The sequence below is a fragment of the Roseateles chitinivorans genome (genome assembly GCF_050632145.1).
Taxonomy (GTDB): domain Bacteria; phylum Pseudomonadota; class Gammaproteobacteria; order Burkholderiales; family Burkholderiaceae_C; genus Roseateles; species Roseateles chitinivorans_B.
Genome location: NZ_CP192577.1, coordinates 3,927,198 through 3,946,848, shown reverse-complemented (window position 1 = coordinate 3,946,848; position 19,651 = coordinate 3,927,198). Strand labels below are relative to the sequence as shown.

The 19,651-nt window shown below is 69.9% G+C and carries 20 protein-coding genes; 13 read left to right on the top strand and 7 right to left on the bottom strand.

What is annotated here, in order from left to right:
* The gene (locus ACQ86G_RS18195; protein WP_431256630.1) at window positions 1–489 is read right to left on the bottom strand and encodes a spore coat protein U domain-containing protein; all 489 of its coding nucleotides are present in this window, start codon (window positions 487–489) and stop codon (window positions 1–3) included.
* A 237-nt stretch (window positions 490–726) separates the two neighbouring features.
* Here ACQ86G_RS18195 and ACQ86G_RS18190 point away from each other — a divergent pair, with 237 nt between their 5' ends.
* The 7 genes from ACQ86G_RS18190 to ACQ86G_RS18160 all read left to right on the top strand — a co-directional run bounded on the left by ACQ86G_RS18190 (window position 727) and on the right by ACQ86G_RS18160 (window position 7,385).
* Window positions 727–1,782, top strand: coding sequence for an SPFH domain-containing protein (locus ACQ86G_RS18190; protein WP_431256629.1), 1,056 nt, complete (start codon window positions 727–729; stop codon window positions 1,780–1,782).
* A gap of 19 nt (window positions 1,783–1,801) precedes the next feature.
* Window positions 1,802–3,424 carry a DUF4178 domain-containing protein gene (locus ACQ86G_RS18185; RefSeq protein WP_431261443.1) on the top strand — a complete coding sequence of 541 codons (1,623 nt, stop codon included), beginning with the start codon at window positions 1,802–1,804 and terminating at the stop codon, window positions 3,422–3,424.
* 117 nt (window positions 3,425–3,541) lie between these two features.
* Window positions 3,542–3,766 (top strand): DUF350 domain-containing protein, encoded by a 225-nt coding sequence (locus ACQ86G_RS18180; RefSeq protein WP_067270396.1) that lies wholly within the window; start codon window positions 3,542–3,544, stop codon window positions 3,764–3,766.
* 15 nt (window positions 3,767–3,781) lie between these two features.
* The gene (locus tag ACQ86G_RS18175) at window positions 3,782–4,621 is read left to right on the top strand and encodes a hypothetical protein (protein ID WP_431256628.1); all 840 of its coding nucleotides are present in this window, start codon (window positions 3,782–3,784) and stop codon (window positions 4,619–4,621) included.
* A gap of 199 nt (window positions 4,622–4,820) precedes the next feature.
* Window positions 4,821–5,717, top strand: a complete 897-nt coding sequence (locus ACQ86G_RS18170) for a hypothetical protein (protein ID WP_431256627.1) — start codon at window positions 4,821–4,823, stop codon at window positions 5,715–5,717.
* 209 nt (window positions 5,718–5,926) lie between these two features.
* On the top strand, window positions 5,927–6,394 hold the full coding sequence (locus ACQ86G_RS18165) for a PA2779 family protein (protein ID WP_431256626.1): 468 nt from the start codon (window positions 5,927–5,929) through the stop codon (window positions 6,392–6,394).
* Window positions 6,395–6,401: 7 nt separating this feature from the next.
* Window positions 6,402–7,385 (top strand): PA2778 family cysteine peptidase, encoded by a 984-nt coding sequence (locus tag ACQ86G_RS18160; protein WP_431256625.1) that lies wholly within the window; start codon window positions 6,402–6,404, stop codon window positions 7,383–7,385.
* A gap of 28 nt (window positions 7,386–7,413) precedes the next feature.
* On the opposite strand, the gene ACQ86G_RS18155 is transcribed toward ACQ86G_RS18160, so the two are convergent.
* A complete protein-coding gene (locus ACQ86G_RS18155) occupies window positions 7,414–7,671 on the bottom strand; it encodes a hypothetical protein (RefSeq protein WP_088406659.1) in 258 nt (85 codons plus the stop codon).
* 382 nt (window positions 7,672–8,053) lie between these two features.
* Between ACQ86G_RS18155 and ACQ86G_RS18150 the strand changes: the two genes are divergently transcribed.
* Together ACQ86G_RS18150 and ACQ86G_RS18145 are read left to right on the top strand one after the other, a co-directional pair.
* Window positions 8,054–8,878 carry a PEP-CTERM sorting domain-containing protein gene (locus tag ACQ86G_RS18150; RefSeq protein ID WP_431256624.1) on the top strand — a complete coding sequence of 275 codons (825 nt, stop codon included), beginning with the start codon at window positions 8,054–8,056 and terminating at the stop codon, window positions 8,876–8,878.
* A gap of 52 nt (window positions 8,879–8,930) precedes the next feature.
* On the top strand, window positions 8,931–9,158 hold the full coding sequence (locus ACQ86G_RS18145) for a hypothetical protein (protein ID WP_431256623.1): 228 nt from the start codon (window positions 8,931–8,933) through the stop codon (window positions 9,156–9,158).
* 98 nt (window positions 9,159–9,256) lie between these two features.
* Here the strand turns inward: ACQ86G_RS18145 and ACQ86G_RS18140 are convergent, their stop codons facing one another.
* Window positions 9,257–9,949 carry a glutathione binding-like protein gene (locus ACQ86G_RS18140; RefSeq protein ID WP_431256622.1) on the bottom strand — a complete coding sequence of 231 codons (693 nt, stop codon included), beginning with the start codon at window positions 9,947–9,949 and terminating at the stop codon, window positions 9,257–9,259.
* 133 nt (window positions 9,950–10,082) lie between these two features.
* Between ACQ86G_RS18140 and ACQ86G_RS18135 the strand changes: the two genes are divergently transcribed.
* Entirely contained in the window at window positions 10,083–10,829 is a 747-nt protein-coding gene (locus tag ACQ86G_RS18135) for a hypothetical protein (RefSeq protein ID WP_431256621.1), read from the top strand.
* 7 nt (window positions 10,830–10,836) lie between these two features.
* On the opposite strand, the gene ACQ86G_RS18130 is transcribed toward ACQ86G_RS18135, so the two are convergent.
* The 4 genes from ACQ86G_RS18130 to ACQ86G_RS18115 are packed head-to-tail and all read right to left on the bottom strand — an operon-like array spanning window position 10,837 to window position 15,800.
* Window positions 10,837–12,120, bottom strand: coding sequence for a 3'-5' exonuclease (locus ACQ86G_RS18130; RefSeq protein ID WP_431256620.1), 1,284 nt, complete (start codon window positions 12,118–12,120; stop codon window positions 10,837–10,839).
* A complete protein-coding gene (locus ACQ86G_RS18125; RefSeq protein WP_431256619.1) occupies window positions 12,044–14,206 on the bottom strand; it encodes a UvrD-helicase domain-containing protein in 2,163 nt (720 codons plus the stop codon). Before ACQ86G_RS18125 ends, ACQ86G_RS18130 begins: the two co-directional genes overlap by 77 nt.
* Window positions 14,207–14,244: 38 nt before the next feature.
* Complete coding sequence (locus ACQ86G_RS18120; protein WP_431256618.1) at window positions 14,245–15,618, bottom strand: RecB family exonuclease; 1,374 nt, start codon at window positions 15,616–15,618, stop codon at window positions 14,245–14,247.
* Window positions 15,597–15,800 carry a hypothetical protein gene (locus ACQ86G_RS18115; RefSeq protein WP_431256617.1) on the bottom strand — a complete coding sequence of 68 codons (204 nt, stop codon included), beginning with the start codon at window positions 15,798–15,800 and terminating at the stop codon, window positions 15,597–15,599. Before ACQ86G_RS18115 ends, ACQ86G_RS18120 begins: the two co-directional genes overlap by 22 nt.
* A gap of 1,478 nt (window positions 15,801–17,278) precedes the next feature.
* On the opposite strand from ACQ86G_RS18115, the gene trxA reads away from it, so the two are divergent.
* The 3 genes from trxA to ACQ86G_RS18100 all read left to right on the top strand — a co-directional run bounded on the left by trxA (window position 17,279) and on the right by ACQ86G_RS18100 (window position 19,516).
* Window positions 17,279–17,608, top strand: coding sequence for a thioredoxin TrxA (gene trxA / locus ACQ86G_RS18110; RefSeq protein ID WP_067270361.1), 330 nt, complete (start codon window positions 17,279–17,281; stop codon window positions 17,606–17,608).
* A 235-nt stretch (window positions 17,609–17,843) separates the two neighbouring features.
* Window positions 17,844–19,106 carry a transcription termination factor Rho gene (gene rho, locus ACQ86G_RS18105; RefSeq protein ID WP_067270357.1) on the top strand — a complete coding sequence of 421 codons (1,263 nt, stop codon included), beginning with the start codon at window positions 17,844–17,846 and terminating at the stop codon, window positions 19,104–19,106.
* Between the two features lie 140 nt (window positions 19,107–19,246).
* On the top strand, window positions 19,247–19,516 hold the full coding sequence (locus ACQ86G_RS18100; RefSeq protein ID WP_331614594.1) for a type B 50S ribosomal protein L31: 270 nt from the start codon (window positions 19,247–19,249) through the stop codon (window positions 19,514–19,516).
* Window positions 19,517–19,651: the final 135 nt, after the last annotated feature.

Sequence of the window (19,651 nt, the reverse complement as noted above, 5' to 3'; positions counted from 1 at the left end):
TCAGAAGAATTCCAGGATGACCGGGATCACGTCCACGTAGACGCCGGGCGGCGTGCTGAGCTGCCGCGCCGGGATGCGGCCGAACATCGTGTACTCCAGCCCGGGCGACAGCCCGAGCAGGTCGATGTCCACCGAGCCCGAAATCGTGACCGTCCCGTTGGTGCCGTCGCCCAGCGGCACGGTGAAGTTCGGATCGGCATACAGGCCGTAACCCAGGCTGGCCGTGCCGGACGACAGGCGCCTGGCCGCGACGGTGCCGTTGCCCGCGCCCAGGTAGACGGTCAGCGGGATCAGCAGCCCGAGGACGCCGCCGCACTTCACCTGCACCTTGGCCGTGCTGCTGACGTCCCCGTAGGCCAACGGGTTGTAGACGCCGAACTGCAGCGAGGTGGTCGTGAGCGTGCAGGTGCACAGCAGCGCGCACAGCGCGTGGGCGGAGCCGGCCGAAGTCACGAGCAGGACCGCCGCTCCAGCCTGGATCATCTTCATGCGTCATCCCGGACCTGTTGCCTGCAGTCCGCGCTGCCGCGCGGACAGGTCCGGTCACCCTGACGGGAAACCGGTCGTGGCTCGCAAGTTCTGCGTCACGCCCCGACGAGGGGCAAGGGGCGCTCCGTCGTTTCCATGTGGAAACCCTCCCCCTCGGGGTGACCAAGGTCGCGTTGGCGCTGAGGGATACTCCCCCGCGACGGTCGCTTTGGACCGTGCCTTTCGTGGAGCAGCGCCATGGGCCTGATGGACTTCATCAAGAAGCAGTTCATTGACATCATCCAGTGGACCGAGGACGACAACGGCGTCCTGGCGTTCCGCTACCCGATGCAGGACTTCGAAATCCAGTACGGCGGCTCCCTCACCGTCCGCGAATCGCAGATGGCCGTCTTCGTCAACGAAGGCAAGGTCGCCGACGTGTTCGGCCCCGGCATGTACAAGCTGACCACGCAGACGCTGCCGGTCCTCACCTACCTCAAGAACTGGGACAAGCTCTTCGAGTCCCCGTTCAAGAGCGACGTCTACTTCTTCTCCACCCGCCAGCAGGTGGACCAGCGCTGGGGCACCACCCAGCCCGTCACGATCCGCGACAAGGACTTCGGCGCCGTGCGCCTGCGCGCGTTCGGCAACTACTCATACCGCGTCGTCGATCCGAAGAAGTTCCACACCGAGATCTCCGGCACCCGCGAGCGCTACACCGTCACCGAGCTCGACGGCCAGCTCCGCGGCCTGATGCTGCAGCACATCTCGGACGCGGTGGCCCAGTCCGGCATCCCGTTCCTGGACCTCGCCGCCAACCAGGTCGAGTTCGCCAAGGCGCTGCATGAAGCGACCGCGCCGTCCTTCGACGCGCTCGGCCTCAAGCTCGAGATGGTCACGCTGCAGAACGTCTCGCTGCCCGAGGAACTGCAGAAGATCCTCGACCAGAAGATCGGCATGGGCATGATCGGCCAGAACATGGGCCAGTTCATGCAGTACCAGACCGCGCAGGCCATCCCCAAGCTGGCCGAAGGCGTCGGCTCGGGCGGCGGTGGCGGCGTGGCCGGCGATGCGATGGGGCTCGGCGCGGGCCTGGCCCTGGGCCAGACCATGGCGCAGCAGTTGCAGCAGAGCCTGGCGGGCGCCAATCAGACCGCGCAACCCGCCGCGCCGGTGCAGCCGCAACCCGTCAGCGCCAGCGCCGACGAGGTGCTGCTGCTGCTGGAGAAGCTCGGCGACCTCAAGGCCAAGGGCATCCTCACCGACGAGGAATTCGCGGCCAAGAAGGCCGAGCTGCTGAAGAAGCTCAGCTGACGCCGTCCGGCGTCACCGGCTGGTCCCGCCCCGGATCCTGATTGGCTACCGCTTCCCCCAGCGCCGCTGGCAGGCGCACTGCCCCAATTGCGGTGCGCCGGTCGAGTTCGCCTCGGCCGCGTCCGCCAGCGCCGTCTGCAGCTATTGCCGCTCCACGCTGCTGCGTGAGGGCGACGCGCTGCGCAAGATCGGCACGACCTCCGAAGTCTTCGAGGACTACTCGCCGCTGCAGCTCGGCGCCGCCGGGCGCTATGCCGGCACGGGCTTCGTCGTCGTCGGCCGGCTGCAGATGTCCTATGCGGACGGCGGCTGGAACGATTGGCACATCCTGTTCGACGCCGGCGCCGACCGGCCGCCCCGCAGCGGCTGGCTGGCCGAGGACAACGGCCGCTTCGTCATCAGCTTCGAGGCGCCGCTCGACGAGCGCGCCCCCGATCCCGCGACGCTGCGCCCTGGCGGTCTGCAGATGCTGGCGGGCTCGGCCTGGCAGGTCGCGTCCATCGAGGACGCGACGATCGCGGCCGTCGAGGGCGAGCTGCCGCATCCGCCCCATCTCGCGACGAGTTTCCCGGTCGTCGACCTGCGCAACACCGCCGACGAGGTCGCGACGCTCGAGTACAGCGATCCGGCGCAGCCCACCTGGTCGGTCGGGCGCGCGGTGGTGCTCGCCGACCTGAAGCTGACCGGCCTGCGCGAGGACAGCGGCGCGACGCTGAAGTCCAGGTCGCTGCCCTGCCCGAATTGCGGCGCGGCGCTCGAGCCGGCACTCGGCACGACGCAGTCCATCGTCTGCGGCCAGTGCAAGTCGGTCGTCGACGTGTCCAAGGGCGCCGGCGCCGACCTGACGGCCTACCGCCAGAACACCGGCGGGGAACCGCAGATCCCGCTCGGCACCACCGGCCTGCTCGCCATCGCGGGCGGCACGCCCCAGCCGTGGCAGGTCGTCGGTTACCTGGAGCGCTGCGACATCCCCGAGTCCAGCGAGGACGAACAGACCTTCTGGCGCGAATACCTGCTGTTCAGCCGCATGGAGGGCTTCGCCTTCCTGGTCGACACCGAGGACGGCTGGAGCGTCGTGCGCCCGATCACCGGCGCGCCGTCGAACGCGAGAGCCAAGGCCGTCACCTACCAGGACAAGGACTTCAAGCACAAGTGGACCTACACCGCCAAGGTCACCTATGTGCTGGGCGAGTTCTACTGGCGCGTCAAGCGCGAGGAACGCGCGCTCGTGCGCGACTACGAGTGGCGCAATGGCACGCGGCTGGAGCTGCTCAGCAGCGAGCAGGCCGGCAACGAGGTGACCTGGAGCCACGGCCGCGCGCTCGACGCCGCCGAGGTGCGCCGCTTCTCCGCGCTGCCCGAGGACAGGATGCCGGCGCTGCGCCGCGACGTCTCGTCCGGCATGGACCAGGGCAAGCTGCTGCGCAACATCATCATCGGCATCTTCGTCATCGCGGTGCTGTTCGCGCTGCTGCGCGCCTGCAGCAAGGACGACTGCGACCGCTACAAGGACACCTACGGCGAGAGCAGTGCCGAGTACCAGCAGTGCAAGCGCAGCAGCCGCGGATCCGGCGTGGGCTACGTGGGCTCCAGCGGCGGCTCTTACGGCGGTTACAGCAGCGGTGGCGGCGGCCACAAATAGACACGAGCGGTCACGCGTCGCCCGACAATCGCGGAGACACTCCGGCCGCTCGGACCTCCGCCCATGGTCGGCATGCGCGACCTCGACACTGAACGAACGACAGCTCAGGAGAACGACATGGAAGGTTTCGAATGGCTCAAGCCCGCGATCGTGCTGGGCTCCATCCTGTACGCCCTGATCGGCGTGCTGGTGTTCTGGATCAGCTTCATCGTCATCGACAAGCTGACCCCGTACAAGCTGTGGGAAGAGATCGTCGAGCACAAGAACATGGCCCTCGCCGTCGTGGTGGCGGCCATGTGCATCTCCATCGGCCAGATCGTCGCCGCGGCGATCCACGGTTGAACTGACGCCACCTCCATGCCCCTGCCTGCCCGATTCGCCGTCCCCCTTGCGCCCTGGGCGCTGGCCCTGGCCACCCTGTTCGTCGCCGCCGGCCCGGCTGCCGCGCAGACGACGCCGTACAAGCCGCCCCCGCCGGCCAGACCGTCCGGCATCGCCCCCAAGGGCGACTTCACGACGGACCTGCAGCGCGCGAAGCCGGAGGCCGACCCCGGACAGGCCGCCGGCAGCGACGGCTCCGACGAGGCCTTCCGCGCCAAGGCCGAGGCGGACGCAATCCGCAAGGCCAACGTGTCGGCCCGGCACGATCTCATCAAGCGCACCGGCTCGCGGCTGGTGCTGCCCACCGTGTCCGGACGGCCGGAACTCTTCGACAGCGTCTGGCCCAATGCCAGCGGCCACGGCGAAGCCGCCTACGAGGACTACCGTTTCGACGGCCTGTCGCCGGATCGCGAGTTCTTCGTCGTGCGCGCCACCTACTACGAGAGCAGCGACGTCATCTGGGTCTCGCGCCAGGACGGCGAACGCTACCGGCTGCGCGCCACGCCCCGGCCCTCGCCGGACGGCAGCCTGCTGGTCGTCGTCAATGCCTCCGAGGGCAACGACTTCAACGGCATCCTCATCTGGGAGCGGACCTCGAGCCGGCTGGTCGAGCGGTTCCGGCAGGAGCCCGACGACCGCTACGCCCTCTACCGCTTCATGCGCTGGAAGGACAACCGCACGATCGAGCTGGAGCGCACCACGTCGGGCGATCCCCTGACCTGCCCCAATGCGCAGGAAGAATCGCTGGTCGTGCTCGCGCGCGACGGTGACCACTGGGCGCTCAAGGACGTCACCGCGCCGCGCTGCCGACGTTGAGCGGCGGCGGATTCCGCCGCGTCGTCGGACGCGTCGTCCGCCACGTGATCCACCCGAGATCGACGTCAGCACCACGCCGTTCGACGGGGTCAGGCCTTGTCACCAGGCGTAACGTGTGTGGGCCAGCGCACGCTGGCCCTTTTAGACTCCGGCGCCTGAAGTCCCATTCCGCCTGCGCTCGCGCCCGCGCTTCCGTCCGATGTTGTCCGTTCCGTCCGCTGTCGAGGCCGCTTCTCCCGCGCCCCTCTCCGCAGCCGCATCCGCAGTCATCACCGCTGCCGCCTCGTCCGCTTTCGCCGCGCACCGCGGCCGCGCCTGCCGGACGGCCCTCGCGCTCGCGCTGGTGCTGACGGGATTCGCGGCCGAAGCAACGTCCAATGCCTGGCCCGCGCCGCCGCGCCCTGTCGCGTCCGTCGGGCTGGCGCCCCGCGGCAGCCTGTTCGCGCCATCGTCCGAGGCTGCCGGAGCGCCCGTCGCCCAGGAGGGTTCCGACGAGGAGTTCCGCGCCCAGGCGGAAGCCGAAGTGCTGCGCCGGCTCGGCCTCGCCGCACGTCGCGACGACCTGCGACTGTGGCTGCCCGTCGCCAAGGGCCGGCCGGTGATCCTCGACAGCCAGCGCCCCGATCCCGCCGACCCGCTGCTGCCCTCGGTGGACTTCCGCCTCGACGGCCTGTCGCCCGACGGCCAGTTCTACGTCGTGCGCGCGACGCTGGCCGCCGGCAGCGAACTGCTGTGGGTGTCGCGTGCCGACGGCACGCGGTATGAGATGCACGGCAACGTGCATCCGTCGCCCGACGGCCGCTACCTGGTCGTGACGCATGCGTCGCCGGGCCGGGAGTTCAACGGCGTCGTCCTCTGGAGCCTCGAGGATGGCCGGCTGGTCGAGCGCTACCGCTTCCAGCCCACGCCGGAGCAGACGGCCATCAGCTTCCGCTTCATGCGCTGGCGCAACGCGGACACGGTGGAGCTGGCGCAGTTCGCCGAAGTCGACGCGGGGACCTGCGACCTCGGGACGCTCAGTTCCACCGCGCTGCTGTCGCGCAAGGCGGAGCGCTGGATCCTGCGCAGCGCCAGCGGCCAGCGCTGCGATCGCTGACATCGACATCGACATCGACATTGGCGCCGGCCAGGCGGCGGACGGCATCGCCAGACCGCTCCAGCGCCACGCTGCCTTAACACGTTCGACCGCCCTCCCCCGGGACGGGATCACCCGGCAATTGCATCCGATGTGACGCCCGGTAATCGAACTTGTAACAGCTTCGGTCGCGGACCTAGGATTTCGCCACCCCTTCACCCAGGTCCACCATGAACCGACAAGAACAAGCTTTCCAGGCCGCACACACCGCCGTCGCGCCCGCGCCCCTGGTGTCGCGCCCCTCGCTGGCCAAGCGCGCGATCGCGTCGACGCTCATCGCGTCCTGCACGCTGATGGCCTTGCCGATGCACGCGAGCGCGCAGGTCGTGCCGACCGATGCGCTGGTGCAGCCCGCGACCGCCGGCACGGCCGCGGACAGCCGCGTCCGCGTCAACGCGTTCTTCGCGCGCGAGGACGTGCGTCAGGCGATGGTCAAGGAAGGCGTCGACACCGCCGCCGCGCAAGCGCGCGTGGACGCGATGTCGGACGACGAGATCCGCGCGCTGGACGGCCGCATCGCCCAGGCGCCCGCCGGCGGCGACGTGCTCGGCATCATCTTCGCCGTGTTCGTGATCCTGCTGGTGACCGACATCCTGGGCTTCACCAAGGTCTTCCCGTTCACGCGATCGATCCGCTGAGGCCCTCATGCCGATGACCCGGCCGGCGCGCTCCGCCCTGTCCTCGCGACCGCTGATCCCGCTGGCCGCGCCTGCGCTGGCGCTCGCGCTGCTGCTCGGCGGGTGCGCGAGCACGCCGCCGCAGCTGCAGGCGCTGGAGCGGCAATGGCCCGCCGACCTGCCGGCGCGCATCGACCTGTCCGGGAAGACGCCGTTCATCATGCAGGACGACTACGAGTGCGGCCCCGCCGCGCTCGCCATGCTGCTGCGCACGGCCGGCAAGTCCACGACGGTGGAGCAGTTGAAGCCGCAGGTCTTCCTGCCGGGCCGCAAGGGCTCGCTCCAGACGGAGATGCTGGTCGCGACGCGCCGCCAGGGGCTGCCGGCCTACGTGCTGCCGCCGCGGCTGGACGCGCTGCTGGCCGAGGTCGCCGCCGGTCATCCGGTGATCGTGTTCCAGAACCTGTCGCTGGACATCGCGCCGGTGTGGCACTACGCGGTGGTCGTGGGCTACGACCGGCAACGCCGGACGATCCTGCTGCACAGCGGCAAGACCGCGCGGCAGGAGGTCGAGCTGCCGGTCTTCGAGCGCACCTGGGCGCGCGGCGACTACTGGGCGATGACGACGCTCCCGCCCGACCTGCTGCCGGCCTCGCTGGACGGCGCGGGCACCGGCGCGGCGCTGGCCGCGCTCGAACGCCTGGACGCGTCCGCCGCGCGCAAGGGCTACACCGCCGCGCTGACGCGCTGGCCCGGCGAGCCCGTGCTGCTGCTCGGCGCCGGCAACACCGCCTATGCGGCCAAGGACCGGCGCACCGCGGCGCGGCACTACGCCCGGCTGACGGATGTGCGGCCCGACCTGCCGGACGGCTGGAACAACCTGGCGCAGGTGCTGCTCGAGCAGGGGCTGCGCTACAAGGCCTCGCAGGCGATCGAACGCGCGGTCGCGCTGGGCGGCCCGCGCCTGGAGCAGTACAAGGCACTGCAGAAGAAGATCACCGCCGGCATGTGAGCCGGCGGTCCCGGCCCGTCGGGGCCCGTCAGGGGCGGAAATCGATCGTGCGCTGCGCCGCTTCGAGCGCCGCATCGGCCGCATAACTCCAGGTGTCGAAGCTGCGCTCGAGCTCATGCCAGTAGCCGTTGAGTTCCGGCTTGCCGCCGGGCGCCGGATGCGCGGCGATCACGAGGTAGCGGGCCCGGAACGGCGGTGCCTCGCCGACGACTTCGCGGACGAACCAGCGTCCGTTGTGACTCTCGACGCCGCCGACGGCGTCGGTGTGGTCTGGCTTGGCTGACATGAGGACTCCTTTTGCGTTGTGATCGGAATCGCGACCCGCTGACAAGCAGGTTGCGCCTTCACGCCAGGGCAAGTTTCCCTCCAACCGTCGCCGGACGCCACGCGCGCCGACGGTGTTTTACCCCCGCATTACAAGGGCGGCCGCGGCCCGCGCGCGCGGGCGGTCCGCGAAGCAACTTCCACGCCGGAAGTGTCGGGATTCATTACACCTGCTGACCCATTCTCCAGGGACAGGTGTTGCAAGTCGTTGAGGCGCGGGACATTCCGGCGCCGTGGCTTGGATGTTGCTTGCCGGGTCCGGTTTCCGGCCTCGCCTTCCGCCTTCCGGAGTGTGGCGTCCCGCCTCCGACGACAAGAACGACAGACAGCAGAGAGAACCCCCGATGAAGCGCTCGACCTTCCTTCCCGTCCTCCGGTCCACCCTGGCCGCCACCGCCCTGTGCGCCACCACCCTCGCCGCGCAGGCCTCGGTGCTGATCCTCGGCGCGCCGGTGCAGGCGGGCAGCCTGGCCGACGTGCAGTCGAAGATCGCCGCCACGGGTCGGCTCAGCGGCGTGGTCGACGTCTTCAATGTCGCCACCGGCACGCCCACGCTGGCGATGCTGACCGCCTACGACGCCGTCCTGGTCTACAACGAGAGCGCCACGGTGCCCTTCTCCAGCGCCGTGCAGCTGGGCAACGTGCTGGCGGACTATGTGGACGCCGGCGGCGGCGTCGTCGAAGCGGGCCTGTCGCATGCGACGGCCGGCTTCAAGGGCATGCAAGGCCGGTTCGTCTCCGCCAACTACGACGTCTTCAACACCAGCAACAACCAGAACTCCTGCGGCGGCCTGGGTCAGATGATCCGCGCCGACAGCCCGCTGATGCGTGACATCACCAGCTTCAACGGCGGCGCGTCCGCGCTGTGCTACCGGCTCACGGCCAAGGCCGGCGCCGAGATCGTCGCCGGCTGGAGCAACGGACAGGCGTTGGCGGGGTACCGCATGGATCACAACGGCGTGGTCGTCGGGCTGAACATGTTCCCCACGTCCAGCGACGTCGCGCCCGGCGGATGGAATCCGTCGACCGACGGCGCGCTGCTGATGGCCAACTCGCTGGCCTTCGCCGCCGGCGAGCTGCCGGAGCCGGGCTCGCTCGCGCTGCTGGGCATCGCCGCGCTGGCCGCGGGCGTGGCGGGTCGACGTCGCAGCCGCGTGGCCAAGGCCTGAGCTCCGACGCCTGAGCTCTGACGGGGCGGGACCCTGAGGGATACTGCGGCGCATGTCCACGCCGCCGACCTTCACCTTCCCCGTCCCGCCCGCCGACCTGGTGATCACCGAGGACGAGCGCGCCGCGCTCTACTTCCTGCCGCAATCGCCCGGCGGCATGCCGGTCAGCGAGGAGATGCAGCAGCGCCTGCAGGACAAGGGCCTGGCGACGGCCATCCGCGAGGACGGCCGCCGCTGGCTGACCGAGCTCGGCGACCGGGCACGGCTGGGCAAGATCTGACCCCCGCGACGTCCGGTCGACCGGACGCCCGCTCCAGGGTTCAAGCTGCCGCCCTACCTTCCGTTCTACCCGCCGCGCTACCCACCGCTCGCCCCGCCTCAGCGCCGCTCGTACTGGGTCTTGCCGAACAGCACCTCGCGCGCCTTGTCGTCGACCAGCGGCCGGCGCTTCTCGGCCAGCACCTCGACAGCGCGTTCCACGGCGGGCCGCTTCGCGATCTCGTCGAACCAGCCCTTGAGATGCGGATGGTCCGACATCTCCACGCCCTGGTTCTTCGCGCCGCGCAGCCACGGGAAGATCGCCATGTCGGCGATGCCGTACGCGTCCCCCGCGATGTACTTCGTGTGCGCCAGCCGCCGGTCGATCACGCCATAGAGGCGCTTGGCCTCGTTGGTGTACCGGTCGATGGCGTACTCGATCTTCTCGGGCGCGTACATCCGGAAGTGGTGGGTCTGGCCCAGCATCGGCCCGACGCCGCCCATCTGGAACATCAGCCACTGCAGCGCCTCGTAGCGTCCGCGCGTGTCGGGCGGCAGGAACTGCCCGGTCTTGCCGGCCAGGTACAGCAGGATCGCGCCGGACTCGAACAGCGAGATCGGCTGCCCGTCCGGGCCGTCGGGATCGACGATCGCGGGGATCTTGTTGTTGGGGCTGATGGCCAGGAATTTCGCGTCGAACTGGTCGCCGGCGCCGATGTCCACGGGAATCACCCGGTAAGGCAGCCGGCACTCTTCCAGCATGATGTGAACCTTGTGGCCATTGGGCGTGGGCCATGAATACACTTCGATCATCAAGCGTTCTCCGTTCGGGCGCGAGGCCCTGTTCGTCGACACGACCGTCGACACGTCGGATGACTCGTCAATCGATCTGTCAAGCGACTCGTCAATGCACGGACCCCGGGCCCCTCGCGCATCGTCCCGCCTCATGGTAATCAAACAAATCAAACTGTGGTTCGCCGCCCGTGCCAATGCGGCCCGGTGGCGTCCCTTGAGCGAATGGGCCACGGAACGCGGCGGCCAGCTGCGCCAGGCCCGCGACGGGCGCGGCTTCGTCATCGACCTGCCCCGCACGCTGCCCGGCCTGACCCGCATCGAGTGGGGCCCCTCGCAGCGCAGCTACATCGACGGCTACGAGCTGCGCATGCGCTGCGAGCTCAAGATCAACCCCGACATGCAGATGATGCTCATCGAGCGCAAGCTGATGGAGCGTCTGGAGAGCAGCGTCTTCGAGGCCTACACCGACACGCTGCGCACGCGCGTGGACACGGACACGCCCGAGGAGATGCGCTGGCTGGTGATGTTCCCCAAGCACTCGCAGCTGGAATCCAAGCTCGTGCGGCAGCGCTTCGGCGCGGTGGGCATCAACCGCGAGCTGGTGATGGCCTGGCTGGACAAGGACCTGTCCGAACGGCTGGCGCAGGCGACGCAGGACGTGCTGGTCGAAGGCCGGCCGTTCGTGCTGCTGAGCCTGAGAGGCAACGTCTACCTGCGCACGTCGATGCCGGAGCCGTCGCTGGCGGAGTTCCAGGCGCTGACCCGCGTGCTGGAGGCCGCGGCGGCGAGCGCGCAGGCGGTGCACCAGCGCCTGGGGGACGGCGGCCCGTGGCCGACGACCACGTCGGTGGCCTGGCACAGCCGGCCGTCCGAAGGCGATTACGGCTCGCCGGCCTGACCCCGGGTCAGGCGAACAGGTCGGCCGCGCCGGCCACCGCTTCCGTGCAATCGATCAGGCGCCCCTGCCCGGTGATGAAGGCGCAGCGCACCGGCTCGCCGGGTTGCAGCGCCATCACGGCCTCGCGGTAGCGCCAGAGCTGCTGGATGTAGTCGGGATTGCGCTGCGGCGCCGGATGCAGCTTGTAGTCGAGTACCCACCACGTGCGCCCGCCCGCGCCGTCGCGGCGGCTGACGAGGCGGTCCAGCCGCATGTCGTGTCCGTTCCAGCTCAGCGGCACCTCGTTGCCGTGCCAGTCCAGCGCCGCGGCGTCGAAGAACAGGGCGCAATCCGCGCTGCCGAGGATCGCGCGCACGCTGCGCTCCAGGCGCTCGGTGCGTCGCGCGTCGAGCCCGTACATCTGCGCGGCGGCAGCCATCAGACGCTCCAGCGCATGCGCGCCGCCCTGCGGCCCGCTGTGCCATTCGAGCACGCGGTGCAGGGCCTCGCCGAGCGCGGCACTGTCGTCGACCTCGTCCGGGCTCTGGCCGACGTCCGCGACCGCCTCGGCCACCTCGGCCGGCAACGGATCGACGCGCGGCAGCACCTTGAGCCGCGCGACGTCGTCATCCGGCATCGTCGGGTCGTCGGCGACCTCCGGCACGACCATCGCCTCGGCCTGCGGCTGCACCCGCGTCCACCAGGTCCCCGATGAACTCTGGCGCTTCGCCGGGGTGCGGCTCAGCAGCAGGCGATGCCGCGCGCGCGTCATCGCGACGTACAACGCGTTGAGTTCCTCGCGCTGGCGCTGGTCCTTCTCGTCGTCGAGCAAGGCCTGCAACGACGGCGGCGGCTTCGCCTCCGACACGAGGAAGGCCACCGTCCGAGGCACCGCCTCCTGCACCGGCCAGGAGATCGCCAGCGCCATGCTCTCCGCGCGCGCCGGGCCGGCTTCCGCGTCCATCAGGATCACGACCTTCGCCTCCAGCCCCTTGGCGCCGTGCACCGTCAGCAGTTGCACCGCATCCGGCTCGGCGGGCGCCGCCAGCTTCAGCGCGCGGCTCTTGAGCGCGCGCACGAAGCCGTACAAGCCGGCATACCGGCCGCCATCCAGCTCCAGCGCGAGCGCCAGCAGCGCCTCCACCGCATGCAGCCGCGCGCGACGCTCGCTGGCCGGCACGGCGGCCGCCAGGCGCGCCATGAGGTCGCCTTCATGGACGATCGCATCGATCAGGTCATGCGGGCTGCGCAGGACCGCCGTCGACGCCCAGCGCGACAGGAGCCCCTGCGCACGGCACAGCGGCCCGCTCAAGGCCCCGGGCTCGGCCTGCAGCAGCGTTTCCCACCAACTCCTCACGACGGGACCTTCCGCGCCGTCGGCCACGGGCTCGACGACCGGTTCGCCCAACCACTTGACCGACCGCGATTCGGCGGCAAGCCACAGCAGATCCGCTTCGCTGGCGCCGAACAACGGGCTGCGCAAGGCATGCGCCAGCGACAGCTGGTGCCCGCTCGACGCCAAGGCATCCAGCAGTGCCAGCAGGTCCCGCACGTCCGGCGCGTCCAGCAGTGCCATGTCCTCCGGCGCGGCGTGGGCGATGCCCTGACCCTTCAGGACCTGCGCGAGCACGCGCAGCCCTCGCGCTTGCGCGCCAGCACGAAGATCTCGCCCGGCTGGGCCTCCCCCTGGCCAGCAGATCGCCGATGCAGGCGGCGATCCGCTCGGCCTCGGCTTCGCGGCGATGCAGCTCGGGCTCGCGCCGCGGCTCGGTGAGACTCGGACGCCAGGCACCCTCTTCCCGACCGGTCCCGGAGGCTTCGTCGTCGGAGGCCTGATCGCCCGAGATGAAGAAGACGCCATCCAGCGGATCGCCGCCGCCGGACTCCGTCGTGTGCGGGCGGAAGCCGCTGTACTGCTGCGCCAGGCTCGCCGATTCGAAGACCGCGTTCACCGCCGCCAGCACCGGCACCGAGTTGCGCCGCGTGTGGTCGCAGGCCAGCAGCACGCCGTCCAGGCCTTCTCGCACGAAATCGCGCGCCGCCGCGAAGACGCGGGGCTCGGCGCGGCGGAAACGGTAGATGCTCTGCTTGGGGTCGCCGACGATGAAGACCGACGGCGGCCGCTGACCGCTGGCGCCGCCGCCCGCGCCGACATAGCCGGACAGCCACGCATGCAGCGCGTGCCATTGCAGCGGACTCGTGTCCTGGAACTCGTCGATCAGCAGGTGCCGGACCTGGCTGTCGAGCCGCTCCTGCACCCAGCCCGAGAGGTCGACATCACCGAGCAGCGCGAGCGCGCCGCGCTCCAGGTCGTTCATGTCGACGATGCCGCGCTCGCGCTTGAGGCGGTCGAACGCATCCAGCAGCGTCAGCGCGAGCGCGCACATCTGCTGGTGCCACAAGCGCGCGCGATCCTGGTCGATCGCGAGCATCAGGCGTTGCAGCCGGTCCGATACCGCCGACAACGCGGGCGAGTCGCCGAGGTTCTTGCGCAGTGCGCCTTCCGCCGTGAACAAGGCCTGGCGCACGCCGGCCAGCGCCGCGTCGTCGGCGAGCCGCAGCGCCTGCTCGATCGCGGTCGCGCACTTCTTCGGCGTGACCTTGGTCGACTGGCCGAGCTCGATCGCCAGCGCCTGCAGGTCGGCCCGCATCGGCGCGAAGGCCTCGATCGGATCGGCGAATGCGGCGAGCTCGGGCACGGCTTCGGCCGCCGTCGGCATGCTGTCCATGAGCCGGCCGTGCTGGTGGGCCAGGCGCAGTTCGACGCGTTTGTCGAAGGCCGAGGTCAGCCAGTCCAGCAGCTTGTTGCGGCCATGGATCAGGCTCAGGTCGCGGTAGATCGCGAGCAGCGCCTCGTCCTCGAGCACGGCGGCGTGGAAGCGCTGCCAGAGCTCGGGCATCAGGTCGCTCTCATCCTCGAGCAGCTGGAGTTCGGGCGACAGGCCCTGCGCGCGCAGGAGTTCCAGCGGCGCGGCGCGCAGCAGCTGCGAGAACCAGGCATGGAAGGTGCGGATCTCCACCGGGCGCGCATCCTGCAGCAGGCGCTGCTGCAGCGTCGCCAGGCGCGGCGCGAGCTCGACGGCCTGCGCCTGCGGGAGCCCGCGCTGACGCAACGCGAGCACTCGGCCCGCGTCGTCGCAGTGCGCGAACTCGTGCAGCCATTCGTTCAGGCGCGCGCGCATCTCGCCGGCGGCCTTGCGGGTGAAGGTGATCGCGACGATGTCCTGCGGACGCGCGCCGTCCAGCAGCGCGCGCAGGATGCGCGAAACCAGCATCCAGGTCTTGCCCGCGCCGGCGCAGGCCTCGACGACGACGCTGCGCGCCGGGTCGCAGGCCAGTTCGTAGAAGCGCTCGCGCGCGACCGGCGCGCCGTCGAGCGTGTAGGCGGCGGCGTTCATGGGGGTGTCGTTCGTGGGGGTGTCGTTCGTGGGCTCGGTCACGGCGCGGCCCCGTCCCAGTCGTCGCGGCGGCACAGGCCGCGCATCTCGCAGTACGCACAGGCCACGCCTTCGCCCAAGGCAGGCAACGGATCGCCACCATGGATCGCCATCAGGTCCTGGCGCAAGCCGTCCAGCATCACGGTCGCCGTCTCTTCCACGTCTTCGTGCTCGATCTCGGCGATGCCCTTCGAGTCATCGAGGGCCAGGTATTGCGCGCGGAGCTTCCCATGAGCGTCATGCGACGGACCGAAGCCCATCAGCACGGCATAGACGGCGAGCTGCGTGTCCTCGAGCGGGTTCGCGACCTTGTCCTTCAGGCCCTTCACGCTGCCGGTCTTGTAGTCGACGAGCAGCTGTCCATCGGCGGCATCGTCGATCCGGTCGATGCGCCCGAGCAGCGCGAGCTGCGCGAGCGCGGGCTCGATCTCCGCCCAGGGCTGCACGCGGCGATCGACCTCGCCGCGTTCGAAGCGCCGGCCTTCGGCCTCGCGCTCCGCCAGCCAGCCGAGGTAGGTCGGCACGAACCGCGCAAAGCTGGCCGAGTACGGCAGGAACTCCGCCGGCGCCAGGCCGAGCTCGCGCATCTGGTCCTGCGCCGCGCGCTGCAGGCGGGCGTCGTCGTCGAGATCCGGGTCGCGGCGCTCCACGCGCTCGGTGTGGAACTGGTGCAGCACCGCGTGCAGCCAGGTGCCGTAGTCGCGCTTGTCGGCCTGGACCTCGAGCTCGCCGGCTTCGCGCAGCCCCAGCAGCACGCGGGCGAAGAACTGGTACGGGCACTGGCGCAGCGACTCCACCGCGCTCGCGCTGAGCGCCGACGGCAGGCGTCCCTCCGCCTGCGCGGCGGCCCGGTCGACATGCGCGGTCGGCACGGTCGCCTCGAGCCGCGGATCTTGCCAATGCGGCAGCACGTGGCCGGCCGCCTGCAACGCGAGGTCCAGCCGATCCACCAGCGGGCTCGCCGCCAGCGGCTCGCTGCCGAGATGCCCGCGACGCAGCAGCGTCACCGCCGGCGCGCGCAGCAGCTGCGCGAATTGCCAGGCCAGCGCCTGACGCTTGCCTTCGACGGTCGGCAGGCCGAGTTCGCGCGCGAACGTGTCGCCGATCAGCACCGGCCCCGGCGGCACCGGCCCGAGCGTCGCGGCATCCGCGCCCGGCAGCACGATCGCGCCGAACGGGCGCAGCATCGTGCGCGCCAGCGGCGTGATCATGATCTGCAGGCCGCCTTCGAGCGGTGGCTTGTATTCGCCGGCCTCCAGCGTCTGCGACACCCAGTCGACGAATTCGGACGCCGTCAGCTGCGCGCCGCGCAGGACCGCCTCGTGGCCCGATCCCGGCCACGGCGTCTTGCTCAGCCAGAGCGCCTCCAGCACCTGCGGCCCCCGGCGGGCTGGCGCTTGAGCTGCTCGTCGGCGCCCAGTTGCTGGAGCGCCTGCCCCAGCGCGGCGATCCAGGCCTCGAGCGGCTGCGCACCGCGCGATTGCAGCGGCAGGAGGGCCTCGCGCGCGCCCTCCCAGAGCCGCTCGCTGCCCGGCGGCAGGCGATCGGCGCGCACCGCCTGCGGCGCGGACCAGCCGCGCCGGCGGCAGTGCGCTTCCAGCGCGCTGAGCGAGGCGCCGCCCCCTTCTCCCGCAGCGACGCGGCCAGCGGCGTCTTCAGCCAGGCGAGCCAGTCGTCGACCGTCGCCTCGCGGCGCGCGGCGCGCAGCATCGCCATCAGCTGCGCGGCCGGCGCGGTCGTCGCGAGGGTCCAGCCGGTCTCGTCCTGGATGCCCAGGCCCTGCCGCTCCAGCAGCGCGCGCACGCGTCGCAGCAGCACGCGGTCCTGCGCGATCAGCGCGACCGGCGCGCGGCCGGCCTGCAGGTGGTCCAGCACCGACGCGGCGCTGCATTGCGCCAGGTCTTCGAAATCGTCGCACACGGCCTGCTCGATGCGCCCGACCGGCGCGCCGCCGTCGAAGGCGGCATCCAGCGGCAGATCGGCATCCAGGCGCAGACAGGGAACGCCGGCGGCCTCCGCGCTCGCGAGCAGCGCCTCGGCGAGCGGGTCCGGCCCGCCGCACTGCAGATGCAGCCAGGCGCTCGGGCGCAGCGCGAAGAGCGCATCGGTGGCCGGCGCGCGCGGGTCGGCCGCGGCCCATTCGAGCGCCACCGCCAGCAGCGCGCGCTCGAGATGGCCCACGCCGCCCTGCTGCGCCAGTGCCTGGCGCCCCTGCTCCCAGAAATCGCCGCGGTGCGCGGGATCGCGCAGCGCGGCGGCGCGGGCCAGCGCGTGCGCCGCCTCGACGAGGCGCTGCACCGCCGCGTCATAGGCGCGCGGATCTTCCTGGCGCAGCGCTTCGGCCCAGGTCTGGCCGCCCAGCAGCGTGCGGGCCGCCAAGGCATCGATGGCCGCGTCCTCGGTGATCTGCTGGGCGTGGGGCAGCGGACTCGGGCCGAGCGCCGAGGCCAGGCTGCGCGTCGTCTCGATGCGCGGCTGCCAGCGGGACAGCTTCATCCATGCCACGCGGGCGGGCTTCAAGTGCTGCGCGAAGGGCAGCAGCAGCACCGCGTCGCGGGCGGACAGCCCCTGCGCCTCCAGCCAATCCGCCGCCCGGCGGGCGACGCCGTCCCAGATGGCGGCGCTGGTGTGGGCCGGCGACAACGGAAAGTCGACCGACGACAGTGGAAAGTCGACCGGCGGCGGGGACGTCATCGAGGGCGGCGGCGTGATCGACAAGGCGGTGTTGCTGGCGGTGACGGTGGTGGAACGTGGCGGCGGCGGAGCCATTGCGAGCGCTGGCGGGCCCGGGCATTCACTCCGAAGAGTGAGTGCATCGCGACGATAGCGAAATCCAAGCCCCCTGCCCCCTTGAGATGCGCCTTGCGCACCGTCATGTCGAGGGAGCGCCTACTCGGGCCGAGGTTTCCGGGCTTGTGTGAGAATCGTCTCACCCTGCAACCCTGGGGCCCCCGGAGCGGTACACATTGTCGCCCGGCTGGCCGCCCGCCCGAGGCATCCGCCCGGCAGGGACATCACGCAAGGACCATCTCCATGAGCAGCGAACAGATCAAACACATCTCCGACGCCTCGTTCGACAGCGACGTCATCCAGTCCGACAAACCCGTGCTGGTCGATTACTGGGCCGAGTGGTGCGGCCCCTGCAAGATGATCGCCCCCATCCTGGACGAAGTGGCCAAGGACTATGGCGACCGCCTGCAGATCGCCAAGCTGAACGTCGACGACAACCGTGAAGTGCCGGCCAAGTTCGGCATCCGCGGCATCCCGACCCTGATGCTGTTCAAGGACGGTCAGCTCGCGGCGACCAAGGTCGGCGCGCTGTCCAAGGCACAGTTGACGTCCTTCCTCGACGCCAACCTATAATGATTCCATTCGTCGGGGCCCCTGCGGTCCTGGCGAACAACTTGCCACCACGCCCTCCCGGGCCCAACGGCGTCCTCGGACGCCGTCGACGTTCCGGGTGAGCGCGTGGACTCGGCGCCCAAGTCTCCACGCTTTCCTCAAGTCCGCCGCAACGCGGATGCGCGTCCCTTGGGCTCGCCGTTGTTTGTGTCTCTGGCCTTGGCAGGCTCTGGACGACAGACCGGGTCAACCCCCCATGCATCTTTCTGAACTGAAGGCGCTTCACGTCTCCGCCCTGATCCAGATGGGCGAAGAGCTGGAGATCGACAACGTCGCCCGCCTGCGCAAGCAGGAGCTGATGTTCGCGATCATGAAAAAGCGCGCCAAGGCCGGCGAGCAGGTGTTCGGCGACGGCGTGCTGGAAGTCCTTCCAGACGGCTTCGGCTTCCTGCGCTCGCCCGAGGCCAGCTACATGGCCTCGACGGACGACATCTACCTGTCCCCGAGCCAGATCCGACGCTTCAACCTGCACACCGGCGACATGGTCGAAGGCGAAGTGCGCGTGCCCAAGGACGGCGAGCGCTACTTCGCGCTGGTCAAGGTGGACCGCGTCAACGGCCTGACGCCGGAGGAGTCCAAGCACAAGATCATGTTCGAGAACTTGACGCCGCTCTTCCCGAAAGAGCAGTTCAAGCTTGAACGCGACATCCGCGGCGACGACAACATCACCAGCCGGATCATCGACCTGATCGCCCCGCTGGGCAAAGGCCAGCGCGCATTGCTCGTCGCCCCACCCAAGTCGGGCAAGACGATGATGATGCAGCATCTGGCGCACTCGATCGCGGCCAACTATCCCGACGCCCACCTGATGGTGCTGCTGGTGGACGAGCGCCCCGAGGAAGTGACCGAGATGCAGCGCACCGTGCGCGGCGAGGTCATCAGCTCCACCTTCGACGAACCGGCCGCGCGTCACGTGCAGGTCGCGGAAATGGTCATCGAGCGCGCCAAGCGCCTGGTGGAACTGCGCAAGGACGTGATCATCCTGCTGGACTCGATCACCCGCCTGGCCCGCGCCTACAACAACGTGCTGCCCAGCTCCGGCAAGGTGCTGACCGGCGGTGTGGACGCGAACGCCCTGCAGCGCCCCAAGCGCTTCTTCGGCGCCGCGCGCAACATCGAGGAAGGCGGCTCGCTGACCATCATCGGCACCGCGCTGGTGGACACCGGCTCCAAGATGGACGAGGTGATCTACGAAGAGTTCAAGGGCACCGGCAACTGCGAAATCCATCTGGACCGTCGCATGGCCGAGAAGCGGGTCTACCCGTCGATCCTGCTGAACAAGTCGGGCACCCGCCGCGAAGAGCTGCTGCTCAAGCCGGAGATCCTCCAGAAGGCCTGGATCCTGCGCAAGCTGCTGTACCCGATGGACGAGATCGAGGCGATGGAGTTCATCCTCGACAAGATGAAGTCCTCGAAGAACAACCACGATTTCTTCGACATGATGAGACGCGGCGGCTGAGATCAGCCCCCTCTCTGGACTTCAAAGAAGCCGCCTCTGGGCGGCTTCTCTCATTTCCGCTATACTCCGCGTTTTTCCGCTGTCGACAAGTGCGCTGCAAGGGGCAGTGTGGCTGGCGGCACTGCAGCGAGGATTTTCAAATGGCCAAAGAAGGCATTCACCCCAACTATCGCGACGTGGTCTTCGTTGACCAGTCCAATGGTTCCCAGTTCGTGATCCGCTCGACGGTTCAAACGAAGGAAACGATCAAGCTGGACGACGGCCGCGAACTGCCGCTGGTCAAGCTGGAAACCTCCAGCGAATCGCACCCGTTCTACACGGGCACGCAGAAGAGCATCGACAGCCTGGGCGGTCGTGTCGAGAAGTTCCGCAACAAGTTTGCGAACCTGCGCCCTGGCGCCAAGGCCTGAGCAGGCCCGCCCGACCGGACCTGATCCGGTCACCGCAAAAGGCAGCCACTCCGGCTGCCTTTTTCATGGCGCGCCCGTCCCCCCTATCGCCCCCTCTCAGCCCTTCGCCCCCGCCGCCTTGCCTTCGTCCCCCTT